Source organism: Hyphomicrobiales bacterium, assembly GCA_002869065.1.
Classification (GTDB): domain Bacteria; phylum Pseudomonadota; class Alphaproteobacteria; order Rhizobiales; family Rhodobiaceae; genus Rhodobium.
On the sequence record PKTR01000006.1, the window covers coordinates 128,320 to 149,408 of the forward strand.

Here is a 21,089-nt window from a genome sequence, read left to right on the forward strand (position 1 = left end):
GCGTGTAAATCCCTCGTCAACCAAAGAAACATCAAATGGGTTGCTGGGGATAATGATCAAAAAGGCGTCTTTGTTGCCCGCCTTGGCTTTCGCCGCGGTTGGTTTCGGGCCTGCACTGGCCGGCGATATCGTCAACAAAGCGATCGAGGTCGAAAACAGCTTGCAGAACGGTCAGCCGGTCGCCGCGCTGACGGCCGCCGAGGCCGTCTACGACGCGACCTGGACGGCGATGCCGCTCAGCTTCGCCAAGGCGACGTTCACCGACGGTGCGGCCGATGGTTATGGCCGTTTCACGGCGCGTGAAAGCAACGTGTTCTCTCCCAGTGACCAGATCATGCTCTATGCCGAGCCGCTCGGCTATGGCTACGGCGAAACCGACAAGGGATTTGCCATCGATCTCGATGCCGACCTCGAACTGCGCACCGCGGGCGGCCAGATCCTCGCCGCCCAGAAGGACGTCAGTCGGCTGTCGCACGTTTCTGCGCGACCGGAACGCGCTTTTCATCTCTCGCTGAGCTTCGTATTCGAAGGTCTCAGCGCCGGCGACTACGTCGTTGCGATCACCCTGCGCGATGCCCATTCCGACAAGTCCGGTGCGTTCGAATTGCCGTTCACGGTCGATTCCGGCAAGCCGAAGCCGCGCCCGGGTGAAGGAAGCGCTAACTGAACGCGCGGAAATCATACGAAAGTTGAAAATTTCCGGGTGTGACGGGTGAAACACTCTTCCCCTCTGCACTCATAGGATGTATCGACGGTGCGGGCGTCGATGCCGGTTGAACCGGGGTGCATGGCGCCCCGGTTTTTGTTTGGGTTCGCCGCCGGGCTCGCCGGCGGGTATTTCGTTTTCCGCATTCTCGCGGCACATTCGCTGGGTCGATCAGCGCTGCCCTTGTGGCGTCGCCCTTCCGCTCAGCCCTGACAGGTTCGAACATGGCGCGCCTTCTGCCGGTCCTGATGATGGTGTTTGGCATCGGCATCCTCTCGTTGATGGATGCGCTGGTGAAGACCATCGGGCCGTTTTATCCCGTCTGGCAGATCACCTTCCTGCGCTATGTCGCCGGCCTTGTCGCCATTGTTCCGTTCGTTCTTGCGTTGCGCCCCGAGTTCCCGAGCTGGCCGGTCATCCGCGCCAATGGCCTGCGCGGCATTCTCGTCGTCGGCGCCGGTGTATGCTTCTTCAAGGCGATCCAGTTCATTCCGCTGGCGCTGGCAACGTCGCTGTTCTTCACCGCCCCGCTGGTCATTTCCGTGCTCGGCTGGGTCATGCTGAAGGAGCCGGTTCCCCGCAGCGCGGCTGTCGCGATCCTGCTCGGTCTCGTCGGTGTCGTCGTGATCTGCTCGGGCACGCTTGCCGCGGAAACGCTCGACGAGCCGTTTGAGCAACTCGCAATGGGCCTCGGCCTGGCGTTCGCCGCCGCGCTGTTTTACGCCGTCGCCATGGTGACGATCCGCGCCCGCACCCGTGGCGATCCCATCGTCACCATCATCCTCATGCAGACCATCGGCGGGACCGTGGTCTCGGCGCTGCCGGGGCTGTTGGTCTGGCATCCGATCCAGCCCGAACATTGGGTAGTCTATGCGACGATCGGCGCCTGCGGGACGAGCGGCTTCTTCCTGCTGTCTCACGCGCTTGCGCGCGCGCCGGTGGCGACCCTTGCACCGATCGAATACAGCGCCTTCCTGTGGGCCAGCCTTTGGGGCTATCTGTTCTTCGCCGAAATGCCGCGTGACACGACGCTGGTCGGCGCCGCGCTGATCGTCGTTGCCGGGCTGATCGTCATCCGCTCGGCCAAGACCCAGCGGGTGGCGCCTGCCGAGGTGCCGCCGGTCTAGCGCTTTCCCAAAAAGTTGTCAGACTTTTTGGATAAGAAAACGCGGTGGGCAAAAGGCGACAGCGCTTTCCCAAAAAGTTGTCAGACTTTTTGGACAAGAAAACGCGGAGGGCAAAAGGCGACAGCGCTTTCCCAAAAAGTTGTCAGACTTTTTGGACAAGAAAACGCGGGCAAACAACGCGTTCCGCGGTCGATCCACATCGCCGGATCGGCTATGATTCCGATCGCAACGATACCGGCGAGCGAGGAGACGATGGCCAGCATCTACGATCTGAAACCGCGTTTTCAGGCGTTCCTGCGTCCACTCGTCGTCTCATTGGCGAAGGCTGGCGTGACTGCCAACATGGTCACGCTTGCGGCCCTCGGCCTGTCGCTGCTCGCAGCCCTGCTGCTCGCGGTCTCTGCCGGCTTCAAGGCCTCGCTGCTACTGCTGCCGCTCGTTCTTTTCGTGCGCATGGCGCTCAACGCAATCGACGGCATGCTGGCCCGCGAGCACGACCAGAAAAGCCAGCTCGGCGCGATCCTCAATGAAGTCGCCGACGTGCTGTCGGATCTCGCGCTTTATCTGGCGCTGGTCCCCGCGCTCGCGCCCTACGGGGCCGCCGCAGTGCCGATCGTTTTCTTCGTCATCGGAGCGATCATCACCGAGTTCGCCGGCGTGCTCGCTCAGGCGCTTGGGGCGGGGCGGCGCTATGACGGCCCGATGGGCAAGTCCGACCGCGCCTTCGTCATCGGCACGCTGGCTGTCGCGGTAGCCCTGTTTCCAATCCCCTGGGTCGCACTCGACGGCATTTTCGTCATGCTGGCGATCGCCACCGTTCTGACTGCCTGGAAGCGCTGCGCGGCCGTGCTTGCCGCTTGACCTCGGCTTGCCAAGCCGTTACCCGCGCAGATGATGACCAACGAACCGATCCCTTTCCTGTCCGGTCTCTCGGCGATAGCCGGGCGCTACCGTGGCATCCTCTGCGACGTCTGGGGCGTCGTGCACAACGGCGTGCGCGCCTTCGAGCCCGCTTGCGAGGCGCTGGTGAAGTACCGCGCCGAGGGCGGCACGGTGGTGCTGTTGACCAACGCTCCGCGGCCGTCCGGCCCGATCTACGGCCAGCTCGACGGCCTCGGCGTGCCGCGCGACGCCTATGACGGCATCGTCACCTCGGGCGATGCGACCCGTGCGCTGCTGCTCGAAAAGGGCCTGCTCCGCATCCACCATATCGGCCCGGATCGCGACCTGACCCTCTACGAAGACAGTCCGATGACGCTGGTCGGCGCCGAGGAGGCCGATGTCGTCGTCTGCACCGGTCTTGTCGACGACGAGACCGAGAGCCCGGAGGACTACCGCGAAAGGCTCGACGCCCTCGTCAAGCGTGGCCTGCGTTTCGTCTGCGCCAATCCCGACATCGTCGTCGAGCGTGGCAACACGCTGGTGTGGTGCGCCGGTGCTCTGGCCAGGGAATATGCCGATCTCGGCGGCGAGGTGGTCATCCTCGGCAAGCCGCACGCGCCGATCTACGCCAATGCCTTTGCGCGGATCTCCGAACTGGCCGGCACGGCGTTGGACAAGAGCGATATCCTGGCAATCGGCGACGGGCTGAAGACCGATGTCGCCGGCGCCGTCGGGCAGGGGCTCGATACGCTGTTTATATCGGCCGGCATTCATGCCGCCGATTTCGGCGACGCCGACAATCCCGATCAGGACAAGGTGCGCACCCGGCTCGCCGACGAAGGTCTCGCGGTCGCCGCGATCATCCCCAAGCTCGCCTGGTAGTCTCAGCCCTCGCAGGCATGACGGCAAAAACGAAAAGGGCGCCCCGAACCGGGACGCCCTTTTTTAATTCAGTAGGCCCGTGGGCGCTCAGTCGAACAGCTTGTCGATCTCGTTCTGCGCGCCGACCGTGTCGTCGGCCAGAAGCGCATCGACATCGTCCTGCACGATTGCGTCGCCCTTCATCTGCGGCCCGTTGAGGAGCAGTTCGCGCTGGCGCTTTTCCGAATTGCTTTCCTCGAGAGGCGGCAGGTTTTCCGGCATCTTCAGCTTGTTCATCAGCGTGTCGAGCCGCTCGTCGATGTGGTTGAGCGTGGACACGACCTTGGAAATGCGCTGGCCGGTGATGTCCTGGAACGAACAGGCTTCGAAGATCTCGATGGTCTTGTCGCTGACCAGTGCCTGGAACGCGTCGGTATCCGACGGGTCCGCGCCCATCAGTTCCTCGGCCGCATTCATGATCGTGTTGGTAGCTTCCTCGGTCGCCTCGACGATGGCATCAAGCTCGCGCCCGGCATCGGGAATGCGATTGTGCTTCATGTCGTCGGCGCGCAGGTGCACCAGCTCGTTCTTCATGGTCGCGATTTCGTCGGCGATCGAAACGAGCTCTTGATAGACGACACCGTCGAAGGACGAGAAGAAGTCCTTGTAGGAATCGGCCATCACCTCGGCGAGCTGCATGACGTCCCCGATCGACACCTCGCCTGCCTGCGCTTTGCGGCGCTCCAGAAACTGGATGACGCGCAGGACGCTCTGGGTTTTCTGACTAGTTGACATACGTTCGTCCCCGAGCAGCGGGCAAATTACCCCGTTGCCTTTTGGTCGCGACCGTCAAGCCGCATCCGTTCCGTCTGAAAGGTCGAAGTGCGTCCGGCCTTATTCGGCGCTGAACACGGCGTCGATCTTGCCCTTCAGCGTCTGCGCATTGAACGGCTTGACGATGTAGTTGTTCACGCCGGCCTTCTTGGCCGCGATGACGTTTTCCGTCTTCGATTCGGCGGTCACCATGATGAACGGCGTCTTGCTGAGCGTCGCGTCGCCGCGCACCTGCTTGAGCAGCTCGTAGCCGGTCATCGGCTCCATGTTCCAGTCGGAGATCACCAGTCCGTAACGGCGCTGCTGCATCTTCGCCAGCGCTTCGGTTCCATCCGCCGCGTCGTCGACGTCGGAGAACCCGAGCTGCTTGAGGAGATTGCGGATAATACGGATCATGGTCTTGTAATCATCGACCACAAGCACCGGCATCGAAAGATCAAGCGCCATTGTCTACTCCATTTACTTGCACACAGGCCCAAGTTACGCGGGCTTCAGCGCTAAGACGCACACTACGGGGTCGATTTCTTCAGTCTTTTCCCCGCACCCCGCTGTAAACTAGCGCAAGGGATTGAAAAGAGCGTTAACTCGGAAAATTTTACCGAGTAAGGCTGTTGCGAAGACTCTGGGGCCCCGAGTCTAGGCGTCATGGAACCAGCCGATACCCCGAAAGCCGTATTGCTTTTACCCACCGCTCGCCTCTAGCGTTCGGCCCACAAGAAATCCAAGGGAAGCATCGCCGTGCTGGAACTGAGAACGCTGTTTTTCGAAGACCTGTCGGTTGGCATGAAGGAGACCTTCATCAAGCCGGTTCTGGCGTCCGACGTGGTCGGTTTTGCCGAAGTGTCGGGTGACCGCAATCCGATCCACCTGTCGGAGCATTTTGCCGCCCGCACGCCGTTCAAGGCGCGCATCGCGCACGGTCTCTACACCGCCAGCCTGATCTCGGCGGTTCTCGGTACCCGCCTGCCGGGCCCGGGCGCGATCTACATGTCGCAGACGCTGAACTTCAAGGCGCCGGTGCGCATCGGCGACGAGGTCACCGTCATCGTCGAAGTGATCGAACTCATCGCCAAGGGCCATCGTGCCCGCCTGCATTGCGAATGCCGGGTGGAGGACCGCGTGGTGCTCGACGGCGAGGCGATGGTCAAGGTGCCGGCTCGCGGAGCGATCAAGCTTCCCACTTGACCTTGACGGACTGAGTGGGCAGGGTCGCGCCGCATCCGCCCATGCCTGCCGAAAGGTCCACCCGCGATGTCCGCCTCATATAGTGTGCGCCAGCCGGCCTTTGCCCGCGTCGACGGCCTTGCCGCCGTGCCCGATAGCGTTCGCGGCGGCGTCGTCGCGATCGGCAATTTCGACGGCGTCCACCGTGGCCACCAGAGTGTGCTCAGCGTTGCGGTGGAACAGGCCGGAGCCCTCGGGGCGCCCGCCGTCGCCATGACCTTCGAGCCGCATCCGCGCGTCGTCTTTCGGCCCGACGTGCCGCTGTTCCGCCTGACTCCGGCGCCCGCCAAGGCACGCGTCGTCGAAGCGGCCGGCCTCAACGGCATCGTCATCGTTCCCTTCGACCGCGATTTCGCCGGCCAGACGGCGGAGACCTTCGTCAGCGACATTCTGGTCGGTGCGCTCGGCGCTCGTCATGTCGTCGTCGGCTACAATTTCCACTTCGGCAAGGGCCGTGCCGGCTCGCCGTCCTTCCTTGAGGACGCCGGCAAGCGCCACGGCTTCGGCGTCACGATAGTTCCGGCTTTCGGCGACGAGGGCGGCGAGGGCATTTCGTCGAGCCGCATCCGCGCCGCGCTCGAACAGGGCGACGTGACCGAGGCTGCCGCGCTGCTCGGCTATCGCTGGTTCGTCGAGGCCGAGATCGTCCATGGCGACAAGCGCGGCCGCACGCTCGGCTACCCGACCGCCAATATGAAACTGCCGGAGGATTGCGGTCTCGCGCACGGCATCTATGCGGTCAAGATCCGGATCGGCGGTGTCATGCATGATGGCGTCGCAAGCTACGGCCGCCGCCCGACCTTCGGCGACGGCATCCCGCTGCTCGAGGTTTTCGTGTTCTATTTCAAGGGCGACATCTATGGCGAGATCGTCGACGTTGCTTTCGTCTCCTATCTGCGCGGCGAACAGAAATTCGACAGCGCCGAAGCCCTGATCGAGCAGATGGATCGCGACAGCGAGGAGGCGCGCGCCGCGATCGCCGCCATGCAGCCGCTCTCGCCGCTCGATCTGGCGCTGACCTTTTCCGGCTGAGACCAATCGGCAGGCTGGCTTGCCGCGCACGCGCAAAGCCGACTAAGCTCCGCCGCATCCGCTACAACTGAGGCTGCGATCAGGCGATGAATATCCGTCCGGTCCTGTTCATTCTCGGATTTCTCTATTTCGGTCTCGCAACGTCGATGCTCATTCCGGCGATGGTTGACCTTGCGGTCGACAATTCCGACTGGGTCGGGTTCGTCGGTTCGGCGTTGTTCACCGGGACGGCGGGCCTTCTCCTTGTCGTGTCCTCGCACAATGAGTTGAGGGAAGGGCTGACAATCCGCCAGGCTTTTCTGTTGACGACCCTTGCCTGGACGACGCTGCCCGCATTCGGCGCATTGCCCTTCCTGCATATCGGCGTGCCTTATGTCGATGCTGCCTTCGAGGCGGTCTCCGGCGTCACCACCACCGGGTCGACTGTGCTGAGCGGCCTCGACCATCAGCCGCCGGGGCTGCTCTTGTGGCGCTCGATCCTGCAATGGCTCGGCGGCGTCGGCATCATCGTTATGGCGATCGTGCTGCTGCCCTATCTGCAGGTCGGCGGCATGCAACTCTTCAAGACCGAGAGCTCCGACCGCAGCGAAAAGATCGTGCCGCGGGCGAGCGAGTTCTTCCGCCTGCTTGCCAGCACCTACCTGTTTCTTACCCTGCTGTGCGCACTCGGCTTCTACCTGACGGAGATGTCGTGGTTCGACGCGATCAACCACGCCATGACCACGCTGTCGACGGGCGGCTTTTCCACCCATGACGCCTCGTTCGCCTTTTTCACCAATCCGGTGACCGTGTGGATCGGGACAATCTTCATGTTCGCCGGCGGCTTGCCCTTCACATTGATCATCCAGGCGCTGAGGGGCCGTCCGCTCGCTCTGTGGCGTGACCCGCAGGTCATCACGCTGTTTCGCTTCCTCGCCGTCGTTTCGCTCGTCGCCGCGATCTACCTTGCCATCGCCCAGGGTATTCCCCTGCAAACGGCGGTCACGCTGACAGCGTTCAACTTCACCTCGATTACCACCACGACCGGCTTCGCCTATGGCGATTACACCATGCTCGGCGCCCCCATCGTCGGCATCGTGTTCCTGCTCACCTTCGTCGGCGGCTGCACGGGGTCGACGGCCGGCGGCATCAAGATCTTCCGTTTCATCGTGTTCGCGGGGATGCTGCGCAATCATCTTCGCCGCATGGTGCGGCCGCATCGCATTCTCTCGACCAACTACAACAACATTCCGCTGTCGCCCGACATCGCCATGTCGGTACTCGCCTTCCTCGTCGCCTATCTTGGCTCTGTTGGCTTCTTCACCCTGATCCTCACCTTCTTCGGGCTGGATCTGGTGACCGCGCTGACCGGTGCGGCCCAGGCCGTCGGCAATGTCGGTCCGGGGCTCGGCGAGATCATCGGCCCGGCGGGCAATTTCGCCACGCTGTCCGATGGCGCAAAGTGGATCTTCGCGCTTGCCATGCTGATGGGGCGGCTCGAACTGTTCACCGTGCTGGTCGTGCTCGATCCGGAATTCTGGCGCCGCTGAGCGTGCCGGCTATCCGGCTTATCCGGCTGGTGCTAGTCCTGCCGTTTGCGCGGCAGCGTGCCGTTGGCAACGTCGACGATGAGCTGGCGATGAGCCGGCACAAGATTGCGCGCCGCGTAGCGTTCGAGCACGGTCTGCCGTGCGGCCTGACGCAGCGGTTTCATCTTCTTCTGCTTGTCGAGCGCCTCGTTGATCCGAGCCGCAATCGCGTCGGTGTCGAAGAAATCGACCAGCAGCCCGTTCTTGCCGTCCTCGATCACCTCGCGCACCGGCGCGGTGTCGGAGCCGAGCACCAGCGCTCCGCAGGACATGGATTCGATCATCGACCACGACAGCACGAACGGCACCGTCAGATAGACGTGCACGCTCGAGATCTGCACCACGGCGCGGAACGTGTCGAATGGCACCAGCCCCATGAAATGCGTGCGCTCGAGATCGAGGTCGAGGGTTGCGAGCGCGTGTTCCTTGTAGGTCTTGCCGTCGGCGCGCTTGCGGCCATAGGCGACCCGGTCCTGGCCGACGATCAGCGCATGCACGTTCGGCCGTTCCTTCTGCACCTTGGCGAGCGCTTCGAGGAACTGCGGGAAGCCGCGATAGGGCTCCATGCCGCGCGCCACATAGGTGATGACCTCGTCTTTGACGCCAAAGGTCTTGTCGCCAACCGTTACGGTGGCGTCCGCATCCGGCTGCAGATAGTCGGTGTCGACGCCGTCATGCAGCACCGAGATGCGGCTCGTCAGGTGGTCGGGGAACTGGCTCGCCTGCCAGCGCGTCGGGCACACGCCCCAGTCCATGTTGGCGATATCGAGCAGGATCGGCGCGTTGCGCATGCGAGTGCGCACATCGTCGTCCTCGCTGCGCGCGTCGCCCGGCAGGAAGTCGGCGTCCGACCCGGTCGGGTGATAATACCATTCGTAATAGGAGAGCAGCTTCGTTTCCGGCCAAAGGTCGCGGATGAACAGCGACGGGCCCCAGCCCGAGTGGGCGCACACCACATCGGGCACCCAACCGCGCTGCTTCAGCGGATAGAACGCCTTGAACACGGCCTGCGCGTTGAGGATCGCCGATTCCATCGGCGCCGCTGCCGGGTGGATCTGCTGCGTCACCTCGCGGTGCGGTGCGTAGTTGATGCGGCTGATATGGATCGACTGCTGGTTCGTGCCGAGCGTACCGGCGACCATCTCGATACCCGGCTCTTGGCCGAGATAGGCCATGATGCGGCGGTACTGGGCGGGAAAATTGTTGTGCAGGAAAAGAATGCGCATCGTTCGGTGGGCCTCCCAGCCGCCGCGCGAACGCGCAACGGCAAACACATAAGGGGGACGCGACACCGTCCGCATTCAGACGTTTTGGTCTGCGGCGCCGCTCCGCAAATCATCGGGCGCACCATGCCAGCCGATAGAAGCCGCGACAACCTTGGATCATCAGGGGGCGGTCGCGTGAGGCAACTATCCCGCAGGTGCAGGCAGGGCATGCGCCAGCCGGGCTTGCCGAGCGGCAAAACCCGTGTTCAAAGCGGGTAGGGGCTTTTCCTTGCGGCCCCGCCGCGAAAGGAAAGCCCGTGCCGAAGCCGCCGCATTCGCCCCCAAGCTCACCATTGAACTCGCCCGGGCAACACGGCGCTGAAGGGCCGGCCGCGTCCAATATGAGCGGCATCCTCTTCATGTCCTCGGCGATGTTCCTCGTGCCGGTGATGGACGCGATTGCCAAATACCTTGGCCAGACCGTGCCGCCGCTCGAAGTGGCGCTGTCGCGCTTCGTCTTCCAGGGTGTCTTCGCGGTCGCCGTCGCCGTCATTCTCGGCCGCAGTCTCACCCTCTTCCCGCGCCGCCTCGGGCTACACATCCTGCGCGGTGCCTTCATTGCCGCCGCCACGCTGTTCTTCTTCACCGCCGTCAAGACGCTGCCGATTGCCGACGCAATCGCGATCTTCTTCGTCGAGCCGATGATCCTGACCATGCTGTCGGCGCTGTTCCTCGGCGAATCCGTCGGGCCACGGCGCTGGGCGGCGGTCGCCGTCGGCTTCGTCGGTGCGCTGTTCATCATCCGCCCGGGAGCGGGCGTGTTCGGTCTCGCCGGCCTGTTGCCGATCGGGGCGGCGACCTGCTTCGCCTTCTACCTGATCCTGACGCGCAAGCTTTCGGGCACGGCGTCGATCCTCTCGTTGATGACGCTCGGTGCGATCTACGGCTCGGCCTTGCTCGGTACGGCGCTGTTTGCCACCACCATGCTGGCCGTCCCCGGCGCGATCTTTCTGATGCCCGATACGACCCAGCTCGGCCTGATGGTCGTCATCGGCGGGATTTCCTTCGGCGCCCACTTCCTCGTCGTGCTGGCGTTCACGCGCGCGCCGGCCGTCGTGCTCGCCCCGCTCAACTATCTCGAGATCGTGGCGGCCACCGCGCTCGGCTTCTTCGTCTTCGGCGACCTGCCCGACGCAATGACCTGGATCGGCATCGCGCTGATCGTCGGCTCGGGCCTCTACATCGCGCACCGCGAACGCCAGGCCGGCAAGGCGCACTAGGAAACAGGGCTTTGGCGCCATTTCTTGGGAGAACAGGGCTTTCCGCCCGCGCCGAGTGTTGCTAAGAAGCGCACCATGACCGACCGATCGACCCGACCCTGCCGTCTGATGGCGGCGATACCGCGAATTATTTGCCCGGCCTTCGCGTAAGGCGGGGAACACACCCGCGCGCCAAGGTCCGGGGATTGCGACGAGCCCGCCTGATGCTCTTCGGCCGGCTTACGCTCCGTGAAAGAGTTCAGAGATTTCCTGAGAGCGCGCCCGCTGCGGCGCCGCCAGACGAGTCCGAAAGCCTGCAATGACCGATACGAACGAACGCGACTATTCGAAAACCCTGTTCCTGCCGAAGACGGATTTCCCGATGCGCGCCGGCCTGCCGAAAAAGGAGCCGGAATTCATCGCCCGCTGGGACCGCCTTGAGATGTACAAGCGCCTGCGCGAAACCGCCGAGGGCCGCGAGAAATACGTCCTGCATGACGGTCCTCCCTACGCCAACGGCAACATCCACATGGGCACGGCGCTCAACAAGGTGCTGAAGGACGTCATCACCCGCTCCATGCAGATGCTCGGCTTCGACTCCAATTACGTGCCGGGCTGGGACTGCCACGGCCTGCCGATCGAATGGAAGATCGAGGAGCAGTACCGCGCCAAGGGCAAGAACAAGAACGACGTGCCGATCAACGAGTTCCGGCACGAGTGTCGCGAATTCGCGCAGCACTGGATCAAGGTGCAGACCGGCGAGTTCCGCCGCCTCGGCGTCGAGGGCGACTTCGAGACGCCCTACACGACGATGTATTTCGACTCCGAAGCGTTGATCGCCAAGGAACTGATGAAGTTCGCCACCTCGGGCCAGCTCTATCGCGGCTCGAAGCCGGTGATGTGGTCGGTCGTCGAGCACACCGCGCTCGCCGAGGCCGAGGTCGAGTATTACGACTACGAGTCCGACACGATCTTCGTGAAATTCCCGGTGACCGCCGGCCCGGACGATCTGAAACCCGCCTTCGTCGTCATCTGGACGACGACGCCGTGGACGATCCCGGGCAACCGCGCGGTCTCCTATTCGTCGCGCATCCCCTACGGCCTTTACAAGGTGACGGCCGCGGCGGAAGAAAACTGGGCGAAGGTCGGCGATCTGTATCTGTTCGCCGACAGCCTCGCCGAGAAGGTCATGGCGGCGGCCCGTGTCGAGAGCTTCGAGCGCGTGCGCGACGTCACGGCTGATGAACTGGCCGGTGTTTCCTGCGCCCATCCGCTCGCCGCGCTCGGCTACGACTTCACCGTGCCGCTCCTGGATGGCGATCACGTTACCGACGAGGACGGCACCGGCTTCGTGCACACCGCGCCGAGCCATGGTGGCGAAGACTTTGACATCTGGATGGAGAAGAAGGCCGAGATCGAGGAAAAGGGGATCTCCTCCGCGATCCCGCATCCGGTCGACGCCGAGGGCTTCTTCACCAAGGACGCGCCGGGCTTCGACGGCGGTCGCGTCATCGACCACAACGGCAAGAAGGGTGATGCCAACAAGCGCGTCATCGATGCGCTGGTGGAAGCCGGCGCACTGATCGCGCGTGCCCGCCTGAAGCACCAGTATCCGCATTCCTGGCGCTCCAAGAAGCCGATCATCTTCCGCAACACGCCGCAATGGTTCGTGTCGATGGACCGCGATCTCGGCGGCTACGGCCTGAACGGTGCTGCCGCCCCGGCTGGCAAGGATACGCTGCGCGGCCGTGCGCTCGGCGCCATCGACGCCACCCGCTTCGTGCCGGCCGCCGGTCAGAACCGGCTGCGCGGTATGATCGAGAACCGGCCCGACTGGGTGCTGTCGCGTCAGCGCGCCTGGGGCGTGCCGATCACCGTGTTCGTCAACAAGGCGACCGGCGAGGTGCTGAAGGACGACGCGGTCAATGAGCGCATCGTCGAAGCCTTCAAGGCCGAGGGCGCCGACGCCTGGTTTGCCGATGGCGCCAAGGAGCGGTTCCTCGAAGGCTACAATGCGGACGAGTTCGACAAGATCGACGACATCCTCGACGTCTGGTTCGATAGTGGCTCGACGCACGCCTTCTGCCTGGAACAGCGCCCGGACCTGAAATGGCCGGCCTCGCTCTATCTCGAAGGCTCCGACCAGCATCGCGGCTGGTTCCATTCCTCGCTCTTGGAAAGCTGCGGCACCCGTGGCCGCGCGCCGTATGATGCGGTTCTGACCCACGGCTTCGTCGTCGCCGAGGATGGCCGCAAGATGTCGAAGTCGCTCGGCAATCAGGTCTTCCCGCAGGACGTCATCGACAAGTCCGGCGCCGATATCCTGCGTCTGTGGGTGATGTCGTCGGATTACGCCGAAGAGCTGCGCATCGGGCCTGAGATCATCCAGACTAATGTCGACGCCTACCGCAAGCTGCGCAACACCATCCGCTGGATGCTCGGTTCGCTGTCGCATTACGAGGGCGAGGAAGTGGCGCTGGCCGACATGCCGGAGCTGGAGCGGCTCATGCTGCACCGCCTCGTCGAACTCGATCAGCTGGTCCGCAAGGCCTATGACGATTTCGATTTCAAGCGGATCTTCTTTGCGCTGTTTAACTTCATGACGGTCGAGTTGTCGGCGTTCTATTTCGACGTCCGCAAGGATGCGCTCTACTGCGATCCGTATTCCAGCGTCCGGCGCAAGGCGTCGCTCTTCGTCATCAACAAGCTGTTCGACAACCTCGTCAAATGGCTCGCGCCGATGATCCCGTTCACGGCGGAAGAGTCCTGGCTGACGCGCTATCCGTCCGACGACGGTTCGGTGCACCTGCAGCTCTTTGATGAGCTGCCGGCCGAATGGCGCAACGACGACCTCGCCGCGAAATGGGCGAAGGTGCGCAGCGTTCGCCGCGTCGTCACCGGTGCGCTCGAGATCCAGCGCCGCGAGAAGACCATCGGCTCCTCGCTCGAGGCCGCGCCGAAGGTGTTCGTCGCCGATGCCGGCGTCACCGTCGCGCTCGAAGGGCTCGACATGGCCGACATCTGCATCACCAGCGACATCACGATCGTTCAGGGCGAGGGCCCGCACGATGCCTTCCGCCTCGACGAGGTGCCCGGCGTGTCGGTGGTGTTCCAGCGCGCCGAGGGCAGGAAGTGCGCCCGCTCCTGGAAGGTGTTGCCCGATGTCGGCGCCGACCCGGACTATCCCGACATCAGCCCGCGTGACGCCGGGGCCATGCGCGAGTTCGATGCGCGTGCCGCCGCCGCCCCGCAGGAAGGCTGAATCTTGGCCTTTGCGCCGCAGTCCCGTGCAAGTGCGATCGGTTTTGCCGTCGCGCTTGTCGGGTTGCTGCTCGATCAGGGCCACAAGGCGTGGATGCTCTATGGCATCCGCGTCGCCGAGACCGGGCCGGTCGAGCTCACGTCGTTCCTCGATCTCGTCATGGTCTGGAACCGCGGCATCAGCTACGGCCTGTTCCAGACCGAGACCGGGTTCGGCCGCTGGCTGCTGGCCGGCTTCACCGTGATCGCCTGTGTCGTTCTCGCCATCTGGCTGTGGCGCACGGCACGCCTATTCCCGGCGCTTTCCATCGCGCTGGTGCTGTCCGGTGCGCTCGGCAACGGCATCGACAGGCTGGTTTACGGTGCCGTTGCGGACTTTTTTCATTTTCATTTCGGCAGCTTCTCCTGGTACGTCTTCAACCTTGCCGATGTCTGGATCGTTGCAGGTGTGGCCGGCCTCCTGTATGACTCGCTCGTTCATCGCCCGAATGATGCCGCAAAGAGCGGTCATTAGAGTATGAGAGAGTGCTCGGAATTCGGGCGGGCTGAGAGCATAGCGGTTGGCCTTTTGGGCCAAGGAGAATCCCCTGTGGCGGTTGAAGTGAATTGGGTTCGTGGTTTTTCGGCTGTCATGGCTGTGGGGATTGCGCTGTCGCTCGGCGGATGCGGAGCGATGGTTGGTACCAGCGGGTTCTCCGATGAGGATCGCTACAACGAGTCTGTCGACGAAGGCGTGATGCGCCGCATCATGGAAGGTATCGGCGGCGTCGATCCGCGCCGTGAACCGATCCGCTACAAGCCGCGCTCGCCGCTTGCCGTGCCGCCGTCGAGCGAACTGCCGCCGCCGGAAGATGGCAACGCCACAACGGCTGCTGCCGGCCAGTGGCCGGTCTCGCCGGAACAGCGCGATCGGCAGATGCTGATCGAAGGCTTCGAGAAGGAAAGCGCACGGCGCGACTCACGGGCGGGCGAGCGTCTGTCCCATGACGAGTTGCAGGAAGGCGCACTGACGCCGGAAATGGCCCAAAGCGCTCGGGCACGCCGTCCGTACAACCGCGATGTCGACACGATGGAACAGTCGGGACGCCGCCTGACGCCGGCCGAAATGAAAGGCCAGAAGGCGGTCCTTCCGAGCGATGCGAAGAACCTCGACGAAAACGGCGTGCCGGTCCGCAAATATCTCATCGAACCGCCGTCGGAATATCGCAAGCCGTCGCCCGAGGCACCGCTGGCGCTGCCGGAAAACAAGCACGAGAACTGGTTCACCAAGCTTTTCTGAGGCTTCGCGACCCGAACCAGCGCCTGCTGTCTGTCTGACAGCTGGATCAGCCTGCATGCTCCATGATATTGCCCGCGATTGTCGCGGATGTTGAACGCCTGCCAAGGCGTGATCACCATCTGTTGTAGCGGCCTCCCATGGCAAGCGGTTAACCTCGACCCTATATCGTCCCTACTTCCGCCCGAATCCCCACTGCAAATGCGGGCATCCGATTTGGCCATCCGACAGGGAGAGATCCGTGCCGCACGCCCTTGCGACCATTATCCGTTCACTTGCCGCCGGCCTTGTGCTGGCCGCCGCAGTACCCATGACAGTCGTTCCGGCTTCGGCGGACGACACTGCCCCGGCAGCGAAAACCGACGCAGCGATCCCCGTCGTCGGCGCCGGCGTTTCGGTCTCGAAACTCGACAACGGCATGGACGTGGTGGTGATCCCCGATCACCGCGCGCCGGTGGTCACCCACATGGTGTGGTACCGGGTTGGCGCCGCCGATGAGCCGGCCGGCCGGTCCGGAATTGCCCATTTCCTCGAACACCTGATGTTCAAGGGAACGACCAACCATCCGACCGGCGAGTTCTCGGCGCGTGTTGCGGAGATCGGCGGTCAGGAAAACGCCTTCACCTCGAACGATTACACGGCCTACTACCAGCGTGTCGCCAAACAGCATCTCGCCGAGATGATGGCATTCGAGAGCGATCGCATGGCCAATCTCATCCTCACCGACGAGGTCGTGTTGCCCGAGCGCGATGTGATCCTCGAGGAGCGCGCCCAGCGTGTCGACAACGACCCGTCCGCCCGCCTTGGTGAGGCGCTCGATGCCGCGCTCTTCGTGCAGCATCCCTACAGCGTGCCGATCATCGGCTGGAAGCATGAGGTCGAGAGCCTCAGCCGCGACGACGCGATCGCCTTTTACAATCGCTACTACAGCCCGAACAACGCCATCCTGATCGTTGCCGGCGACGTCGAGGCCGACGAGGTGATGAAGCTCGCCCGCGAGACCTATGGCAAGCTTCCGGTCCGTGTCGAACAGGCCGCTCGCGTTCGCCCCGGTGAGCCCGATGTGATGTCGGAGCGCATGATCCGTCTCGCCGACCCGCAGGTATCTCAGCCGAACGTTCGCCAGGCCTGGGTGGTGCCGAGCTACACCACCGCCAAACCCGGCGAGGCCGAGGCGCTTGACGTGCTGGCCGAAGTACTCGGCGGCGGCTCGACCAGCCGGCTGTACCGTGCGCTCGTCGTCGAAAAGGGCCTTGCCGCCAGTTCCGGCGCCTGGTTCCAATCCTCCGCGCTCGACGATACCCAGTTCATGGCCTACGCCGTGCCGCGAAAGGGCGTTTCGCTCGATGCATTGACCTCAGAGATCGACGCGACCATCGCCGCGATCGCCGAGAAGGGCATCACGAGCGAAGAGCTGGATCGCGCCAAGCGCACCCTTGTTTCCGATGTGATCTACTCGCAGGACAGCCAGGCGACTCTTGCCCGCATCTTCGGCGTTGCTCTGACCACCGGCGGCAGCGTCGAACGCGTCCAGAGTTGGCCGGCGCGGATTTCCGCCGTCACCGCCGAACAGGTTCAGGCCGCCGCCAAGAGCTATCTGGCGAGCGGGCGGGCCGTCACCGCCGAGCTGGTGGCGCCTGCCGACCAGCCGAAATCCTGAAGCCTCTCCCGGAGTTCTGCGCAATGAAACGAGCGATTTCGACCCGTCTTGCCGGGCTTGCCGGCGCCTTGGCTCTGCTCTCGGTCGCCGTGGTGCTGACCCTTACCGCACCGGTGCGGGCCATGGAAATCCAGCGTGTCGTCAGCCCCGGCGGCATCGAGGCCTGGCTGGTGGAAGAACATACCGTGCCTCTGGTGGCGCTCAACTTTGCCTTCCGTGGCGGCTCGTCCCAGGACCCGGCGGACAAGCCGGGCGTTGCCGAACTGCTGTCGTCTCTGCTTGACGAAGGCGCCGGCGACCTCGACAGCAAGACCTTTCAGGAGCGCATGCAGGATCAGGCCGTGAAGCTCTCCTTCTCGGCCCGGCGCGACGCCTTCACCGGAAGTATGCGCACCCTCGCCGCCAATCTCGATGAGGCCGTCGAGCTTTTGCGCCTTGCCGTCAACGAACCGCGTTTCGACGAAGAACCCGTCGCCCGCATGAAGGCGCAGCTGGTGGCTCGCCTTCGCGGCGAGGAAAAGGACCCGGAGTCGATTGCCTTCAAGAAGTGGTACGCCGCGGCGTTCCCGAACCACCCCTATGGCCGCTCCGCCTCGGGGACGGTCGAGACCATGTCGGCGATCACGATCGAGGACGTTCGCGCGCTGCGCAAGCGCATGTTCGTGCGCAAGGACATGAAGGTGGCGGTTGTCGGTGCCATCGACGCCAAGACGCTCGCGCCGCTGCTCGACACCCTTTTTGGCGCGCTTCCGGCCGAAGGCGACCTTGAACCGATCGCCGATGTTGCGCCGGTCACCGGCACCCGTGTCGTCGAGCCGATGGACGTGCCGCAGACCGTCATTCGCTTCGGCACCACCGGCCTGAAGCGCAACGACCCGGATTTCATGCCGGCCTATGTGATGAACCACATTCTCGGTGGCGGCACATTCTCGTCGCGGCTTTACAACGAGGTGCGCGAGAAGCGCGGGCTGGCCTATTCGATCTATACCTTCCTTGCGCCGTATGATCACGCCGGTATTTTCCTCGGCGGCACCGCGACGCGCGCCGACCGGGCCGACGAGACCCTGCGTCTGATCGAGGAAGAGATTGCCCGCATGGCCAAGGACGGACCGACCGCGGACGAGCTGGCCAAGGCCAAGAGCTATCTGATCGGCTCCTATCCGCTGCAGTTCGATACCTCGACCAAGATCGCGTCGGCGCTGATCAACATGCAGCTCGACGATCTCGGCATCGACTACATGGACACGCGCACGGCGAAGATCGAGGCGATCACGCTCGACGACGTCAAGAAGGTCGCCAAACGCCTTCTCGACAATGGCGGCCTGACGATTGCCATCGTCGGCAAGGCGAACGCGAGCTAGAGCGTCTGTTTTTCGCGCGTCATCCTCCGGTCGAGCTGGAGGATGACGTGAACAGGCGGAAATGCCGTTGGATGCCGGAACCGGGACGGGCACGCGCCAGCGCAGAGCACGGGTTCCCAGCGGAATTGTCCGGCCCTTGGCTAACTGGCATCTCTAACCCGCAGCGCGGCAGATCATCAGCTTGCTGTCGCCTGCTTCGCGGACGTCGAGAAGCTCAAACCCGTCGGGCAAGGTCACCTCGGCCCGGCGGTCTTCTTCCAAAATGCACAGCGCGTCCGGCGCCAGCCAGCCGCCCCCGCGGGCAGCCGCGAAGGCACGCTCGCCGAGTCCCTTGCGATAGGGCGGGTCGGCGAACACCAGACTGAAGGGTGCCATCGGCGCGCAGCGGCCGATCTTCGTGGCATCGCGTCGGTAAATCTTGGCGAGCCCCGTCGCGCCGAGCGTTTCGAGGTTCTGCCGGATCAGACCGCGTGCCTCGACGCCTTCCTCCACGAACAGCACAAACTTCGCGCCGCGCGACAGGGCTTCAAGCCCGAGCGCGCCGGTGCCGGCGAAGAGATCGAGTACGCGCGCATCCTCGACCGGGTCGTCGTAGCCGTGTTGCAGGATGTTGAACAGGCTCTCGCGCATCCGGTCGGTGGTCGGCCGGATCGCCTGGCTCTTCGGGCCGGCAAGTGCGGAGCCGCGAAACCGTCCGCCGACGATCCTCATGGCCGCTTCTTCGGTCCCGGTTTGCGCCCGCGCGGATGGGACTGCCGCTCGCCGCCGGGGCCGCGATCCGCCCGCTCACCCCGCGCCGGGCCGCGCGGCGGCTTGCCGCCCGGTTTGCCGGAAAACTTGCCAGCCGGTCTGTCAGCGTCTCTGCCAGGCCCCTTGCCACGCTGCTGCGGTCCACGCGAGGTGTCGCCTTCCGGCTTGTCGCCGGGTCTTCCGCCGGATCGATCGCCACGCTTGCCCTCAGGCGCCGCTCCCCGCGGGTTCGCGCCACCGCGTCCGCCACGTGCTGGCCGCGCGTCGCGCTCGTCGTCGTCGAAACGGTCGCCCTGCCGGCGGCTGTGTCCGCCAACGGGTTTCGGCTTGCCGCGCGGCGCGCGGGGTTTTTCCTCGGGCGCTTTCGGCGCCGGCACGCGCGGCAGGGTGGGGGTATCGAAATCGGCGCCGGCTTCGTCGGTCAGCTTCTTGCCGAGTTGGTCGCGCAGCACGCGTCCGCGGATCTCGTGCACCTCGCCGGCCGGCAGGTCGCCGAGCTGGAACGGCCCATAGGACATGCGGATCAGCCGGTTGACGCTGAGGCCGAGCGCTTCGAGCACGCGTTTCACTTCGCGGTTCTTGCCCTCGCGCAGGCCGAGCGTCAGCCAGACATTCTGGCCCTGCGTGCGGTCGAGCTTGGCTTCGATGGCGCCGTAGAGAATGCCGTCGACGGCAAACCCATCGGCGAGCTTGTCGAGCGCTTCCTGGGTGATCGTGCCGTGCGCGCGCACCCGGTAGCGGCGCAGCCAGCCGGTCGTCGGCAGTTCGAGAACCCGGGCAAGGCCGCCGTCATTGGTCAGCAGCAACAGGCCCTCGGTGTTGATGTCGAGCCGGCCCACCGTCATGACGCGCGGCAGATCCGCCGGCAGCTTGTCGAACACCGTCGGACGCCCTTCGGGGTCGTGCGTCGTGGTGACGAGGCCGCGCGGCTTGTGGAAGGCCCACAGGCGCGTGCGCTCGCGCTTCGGCAGCGGCCGACCGTCGACCAGCACGGTGTCGCTTTCGCTCACCGTCACGGCGGGGGAGGCCAGCACCTTGCCATTAAGGCTGACGCGGCCGGCCGCGATCCATTGCTCCGCCTCGCGGCGCGAGCAAAGTCCCGCACGGGCCATCACTTTGGCGATCCGCTCGCCGGTGTTTTTTGTCTCAGGCTCTTTTGTCATGATGCCGGCGGTGATAGCAGAGCCGGGCGCCGGACGGAAACGAAGAAATGGAATAAAGCGCTTTCCCAAAAAGGTGGCAGACTTTTTGGACAAGAAAACGCAGAAAAGTACGCTTCAGCGCGTTAGACAGGTCGGAAAATGACGGCAACCGCATCGGGACATATGGATGAAGCGCTCAAGGAGGCCCGCGCGGCCGCCGAGCGCGGCGAGGTGCCGGTCGGTGCGGTGATCGTCTGCGACGGTGAAATCGTCGCCCGCGCCGGCAATCGGACGCTCGAACTGAAAGATCCGACGGCGCACGCGGAAATGCTGGCGATCCGCGCCGCGACTGCCGCGCTCGGCTCGGAGCGGATTGGCGATTGCGATCTCTATGTGACATTGGAGCCCTGTGCGATGTGTGCTGCCGCCATCTCCTTTGCCCGCATCCGCCGGCTCTACTACGGCGCTGGAGACGAAAAGATGGGTGCGGTGGAGCACGGCCCGCGTTTCTTCGCCTCGCCGACGTGTCATCATGCGCCGGAAGTGTATTCGGGCTTTGCCGAGAAGGACGCAGCCGAGCTTCTGCGCGGATTTTTCAAGGACCGCCGGCAGCCTTGAGCGAATGGCCGCAGAGGTCCGTTTCGTCCGTGGGACTGGCGAAACCGGCCGCAATTGACTATGTAACAGCAGGCAATGGAGTTTGAGAAAGCCTCATGATGAACCGGTTCGAGACCGCCCGCCCGATCAGCGAAGCCAAGATCCAGTATCTTGATGGCGATTATCACATCGTGCGCGCCGGAGCCTTCGTGCGCTGCGCGGTGACCGGTCAGGCGATCCCGCTCGATGAGCTGCGCTACTGGAGCGCCGAGCGCCAGGAGGCCTATGTCGACGCGGCCGCGGCGCTGAAGCGCTATCAGGATTTGAACGGCGACAAATAGTCA

20 protein-coding genes are annotated in these 21,089 nt (G+C 64.1%); 15 read left to right on the forward strand and 5 right to left on the reverse strand.

Annotation, left to right across the window (positions count from 1 at the left end; genetic code table 11):
• Positions 1-52 precede the first annotated feature (52 nt).
• The 4 genes from C0606_15695 (at position 53) to C0606_15710 (ending at position 3,597) form a co-directional block, all read left to right on the forward strand.
• Positions 53-667, forward strand: a complete 615-nt coding sequence (locus C0606_15695) for a hypothetical protein (protein PLX36155.1) — start codon at positions 53-55, stop codon at positions 665-667.
• A gap of 263 nt (positions 668-930) precedes the next feature.
• Positions 931-1,833: an EamA/RhaT family transporter gene (locus C0606_15700; GenBank protein PLX36156.1), complete on the forward strand. Its 903-nt coding sequence runs from the start codon at positions 931-933 to the stop codon at positions 1,831-1,833.
• A gap of 252 nt (positions 1,834-2,085) precedes the next feature.
• Positions 2,086-2,694, forward strand: coding sequence for a hypothetical protein (locus C0606_15705; GenBank protein ID PLX36371.1), 609 nt, complete (start codon positions 2,086-2,088; stop codon positions 2,692-2,694).
• A 30-nt stretch (positions 2,695-2,724) separates the two neighbouring features.
• On the forward strand, positions 2,725-3,597 hold the full coding sequence (locus tag C0606_15710; protein PLX36157.1) for a TIGR01459 family HAD-type hydrolase: 873 nt from the start codon (positions 2,725-2,727) through the stop codon (positions 3,595-3,597).
• A gap of 87 nt (positions 3,598-3,684) precedes the next feature.
• Here the strand turns inward: C0606_15710 and C0606_15715 are convergent, their stop codons facing one another.
• Entirely contained in the window at positions 3,685-4,371 is a 687-nt protein-coding gene (locus C0606_15715) for a chemotaxis protein (GenBank protein ID PLX36158.1), read from the reverse strand.
• 99 nt (positions 4,372-4,470) lie between these two features.
• Entirely contained in the window at positions 4,471-4,857 is a 387-nt protein-coding gene (locus C0606_15720) for a two-component system response regulator (protein ID PLX36159.1), read from the reverse strand.
• A gap of 336 nt (positions 4,858-5,193) precedes the next feature.
• Between C0606_15720 and C0606_15725 the strand changes: the two genes are divergently transcribed.
• The 3 genes from C0606_15725 (at position 5,194) to C0606_15735 (ending at position 8,195) form a co-directional block, all read left to right on the forward strand.
• Positions 5,194-5,595 carry an acyl dehydratase gene (locus C0606_15725; GenBank protein ID PLX36372.1) on the forward strand — a complete coding sequence of 134 codons (402 nt, stop codon included), beginning with the start codon at positions 5,194-5,196 and terminating at the stop codon, positions 5,593-5,595.
• A gap of 66 nt (positions 5,596-5,661) precedes the next feature.
• A complete protein-coding gene (locus tag C0606_15730) occupies positions 5,662-6,666 on the forward strand; it encodes a bifunctional riboflavin kinase/FMN adenylyltransferase (protein PLX36160.1) in 1,005 nt (334 codons plus the stop codon).
• Between the two features lie 104 nt (positions 6,667-6,770).
• Entirely contained in the window at positions 6,771-8,195 is a 1,425-nt protein-coding gene (locus tag C0606_15735; GenBank protein ID PLX36373.1) for a potassium transporter TrkH, read from the forward strand.
• Between the two features lie 32 nt (positions 8,196-8,227).
• Here the strand turns inward: C0606_15735 and C0606_15740 are convergent, their stop codons facing one another.
• Complete coding sequence (locus tag C0606_15740) at positions 8,228-9,460, reverse strand: glycosyl transferase family 1 (protein ID PLX36374.1); 1,233 nt, start codon at positions 9,458-9,460, stop codon at positions 8,228-8,230.
• Between the two features lie 380 nt (positions 9,461-9,840).
• On the opposite strand from C0606_15740, the gene C0606_15745 reads away from it, so the two are divergent.
• The 6 genes from C0606_15745 to C0606_15770 all read left to right on the forward strand — a co-directional run bounded on the left by C0606_15745 (position 9,841) and on the right by C0606_15770 (position 18,256).
• Positions 9,841-10,719, forward strand: a complete 879-nt coding sequence (locus tag C0606_15745; protein ID PLX36161.1) for an EamA/RhaT family transporter — start codon at positions 9,841-9,843, stop codon at positions 10,717-10,719.
• A 298-nt stretch (positions 10,720-11,017) separates the two neighbouring features.
• The gene (locus C0606_15750; protein ID PLX36162.1) at positions 11,018-13,960 is read left to right on the forward strand and encodes an isoleucine--tRNA ligase; all 2,943 of its coding nucleotides are present in this window, start codon (positions 11,018-11,020) and stop codon (positions 13,958-13,960) included.
• Complete coding sequence (locus tag C0606_15755) at positions 13,961-14,473, forward strand: signal peptidase II (GenBank protein ID PLX36163.1); 513 nt, start codon at positions 13,961-13,963, stop codon at positions 14,471-14,473.
• Between the two features lie 159 nt (positions 14,474-14,632).
• Entirely contained in the window at positions 14,633-15,238 is a 606-nt protein-coding gene (locus C0606_15760; GenBank protein PLX36164.1) for a hypothetical protein, read from the forward strand.
• A 307-nt stretch (positions 15,239-15,545) separates the two neighbouring features.
• On the forward strand, positions 15,546-16,895 hold the full coding sequence (locus C0606_15765) for a peptidase M16 (protein ID PLX36375.1): 1,350 nt from the start codon (positions 15,546-15,548) through the stop codon (positions 16,893-16,895).
• Positions 16,896-16,918: 23 nt separating this feature from the next.
• Entirely contained in the window at positions 16,919-18,256 is a 1,338-nt protein-coding gene (locus C0606_15770) for a peptidase M16 (protein ID PLX36165.1), read from the forward strand.
• 153 nt (positions 18,257-18,409) lie between these two features.
• Here C0606_15770 and rsmD read toward each other — a convergent pair whose 3' ends face one another.
• Together rsmD and C0606_15780 are read right to left on the reverse strand one after the other, a co-directional pair.
• Positions 18,410-18,967 (reverse strand): 16S rRNA (guanine(966)-N(2))-methyltransferase RsmD, encoded by a 558-nt coding sequence (gene rsmD / locus C0606_15775; protein ID PLX36166.1) that lies wholly within the window; start codon positions 18,965-18,967, stop codon positions 18,410-18,412.
• A complete protein-coding gene (locus C0606_15780) occupies positions 18,964-20,169 on the reverse strand; it encodes a pseudouridine synthase (GenBank protein ID PLX36376.1) in 1,206 nt (401 codons plus the stop codon). Before C0606_15780 ends, rsmD begins: the two co-directional genes overlap by 4 nt.
• Before the next feature lie 138 nt (positions 20,170-20,307).
• On the opposite strand from C0606_15780, the gene C0606_15785 reads away from it, so the two are divergent.
• Together C0606_15785 and C0606_15790 are read left to right on the forward strand one after the other, a co-directional pair.
• On the forward strand, positions 20,308-20,766 hold the full coding sequence (locus C0606_15785; protein ID PLX36167.1) for a tRNA-specific adenosine deaminase: 459 nt from the start codon (positions 20,308-20,310) through the stop codon (positions 20,764-20,766).
• A gap of 98 nt (positions 20,767-20,864) precedes the next feature.
• Positions 20,865-21,086, forward strand: a complete 222-nt coding sequence (locus C0606_15790; protein ID PLX36377.1) for a DUF2093 domain-containing protein — start codon at positions 20,865-20,867, stop codon at positions 21,084-21,086.
• The last annotated feature ends 3 nt before the right edge of the window (positions 21,087-21,089 follow it).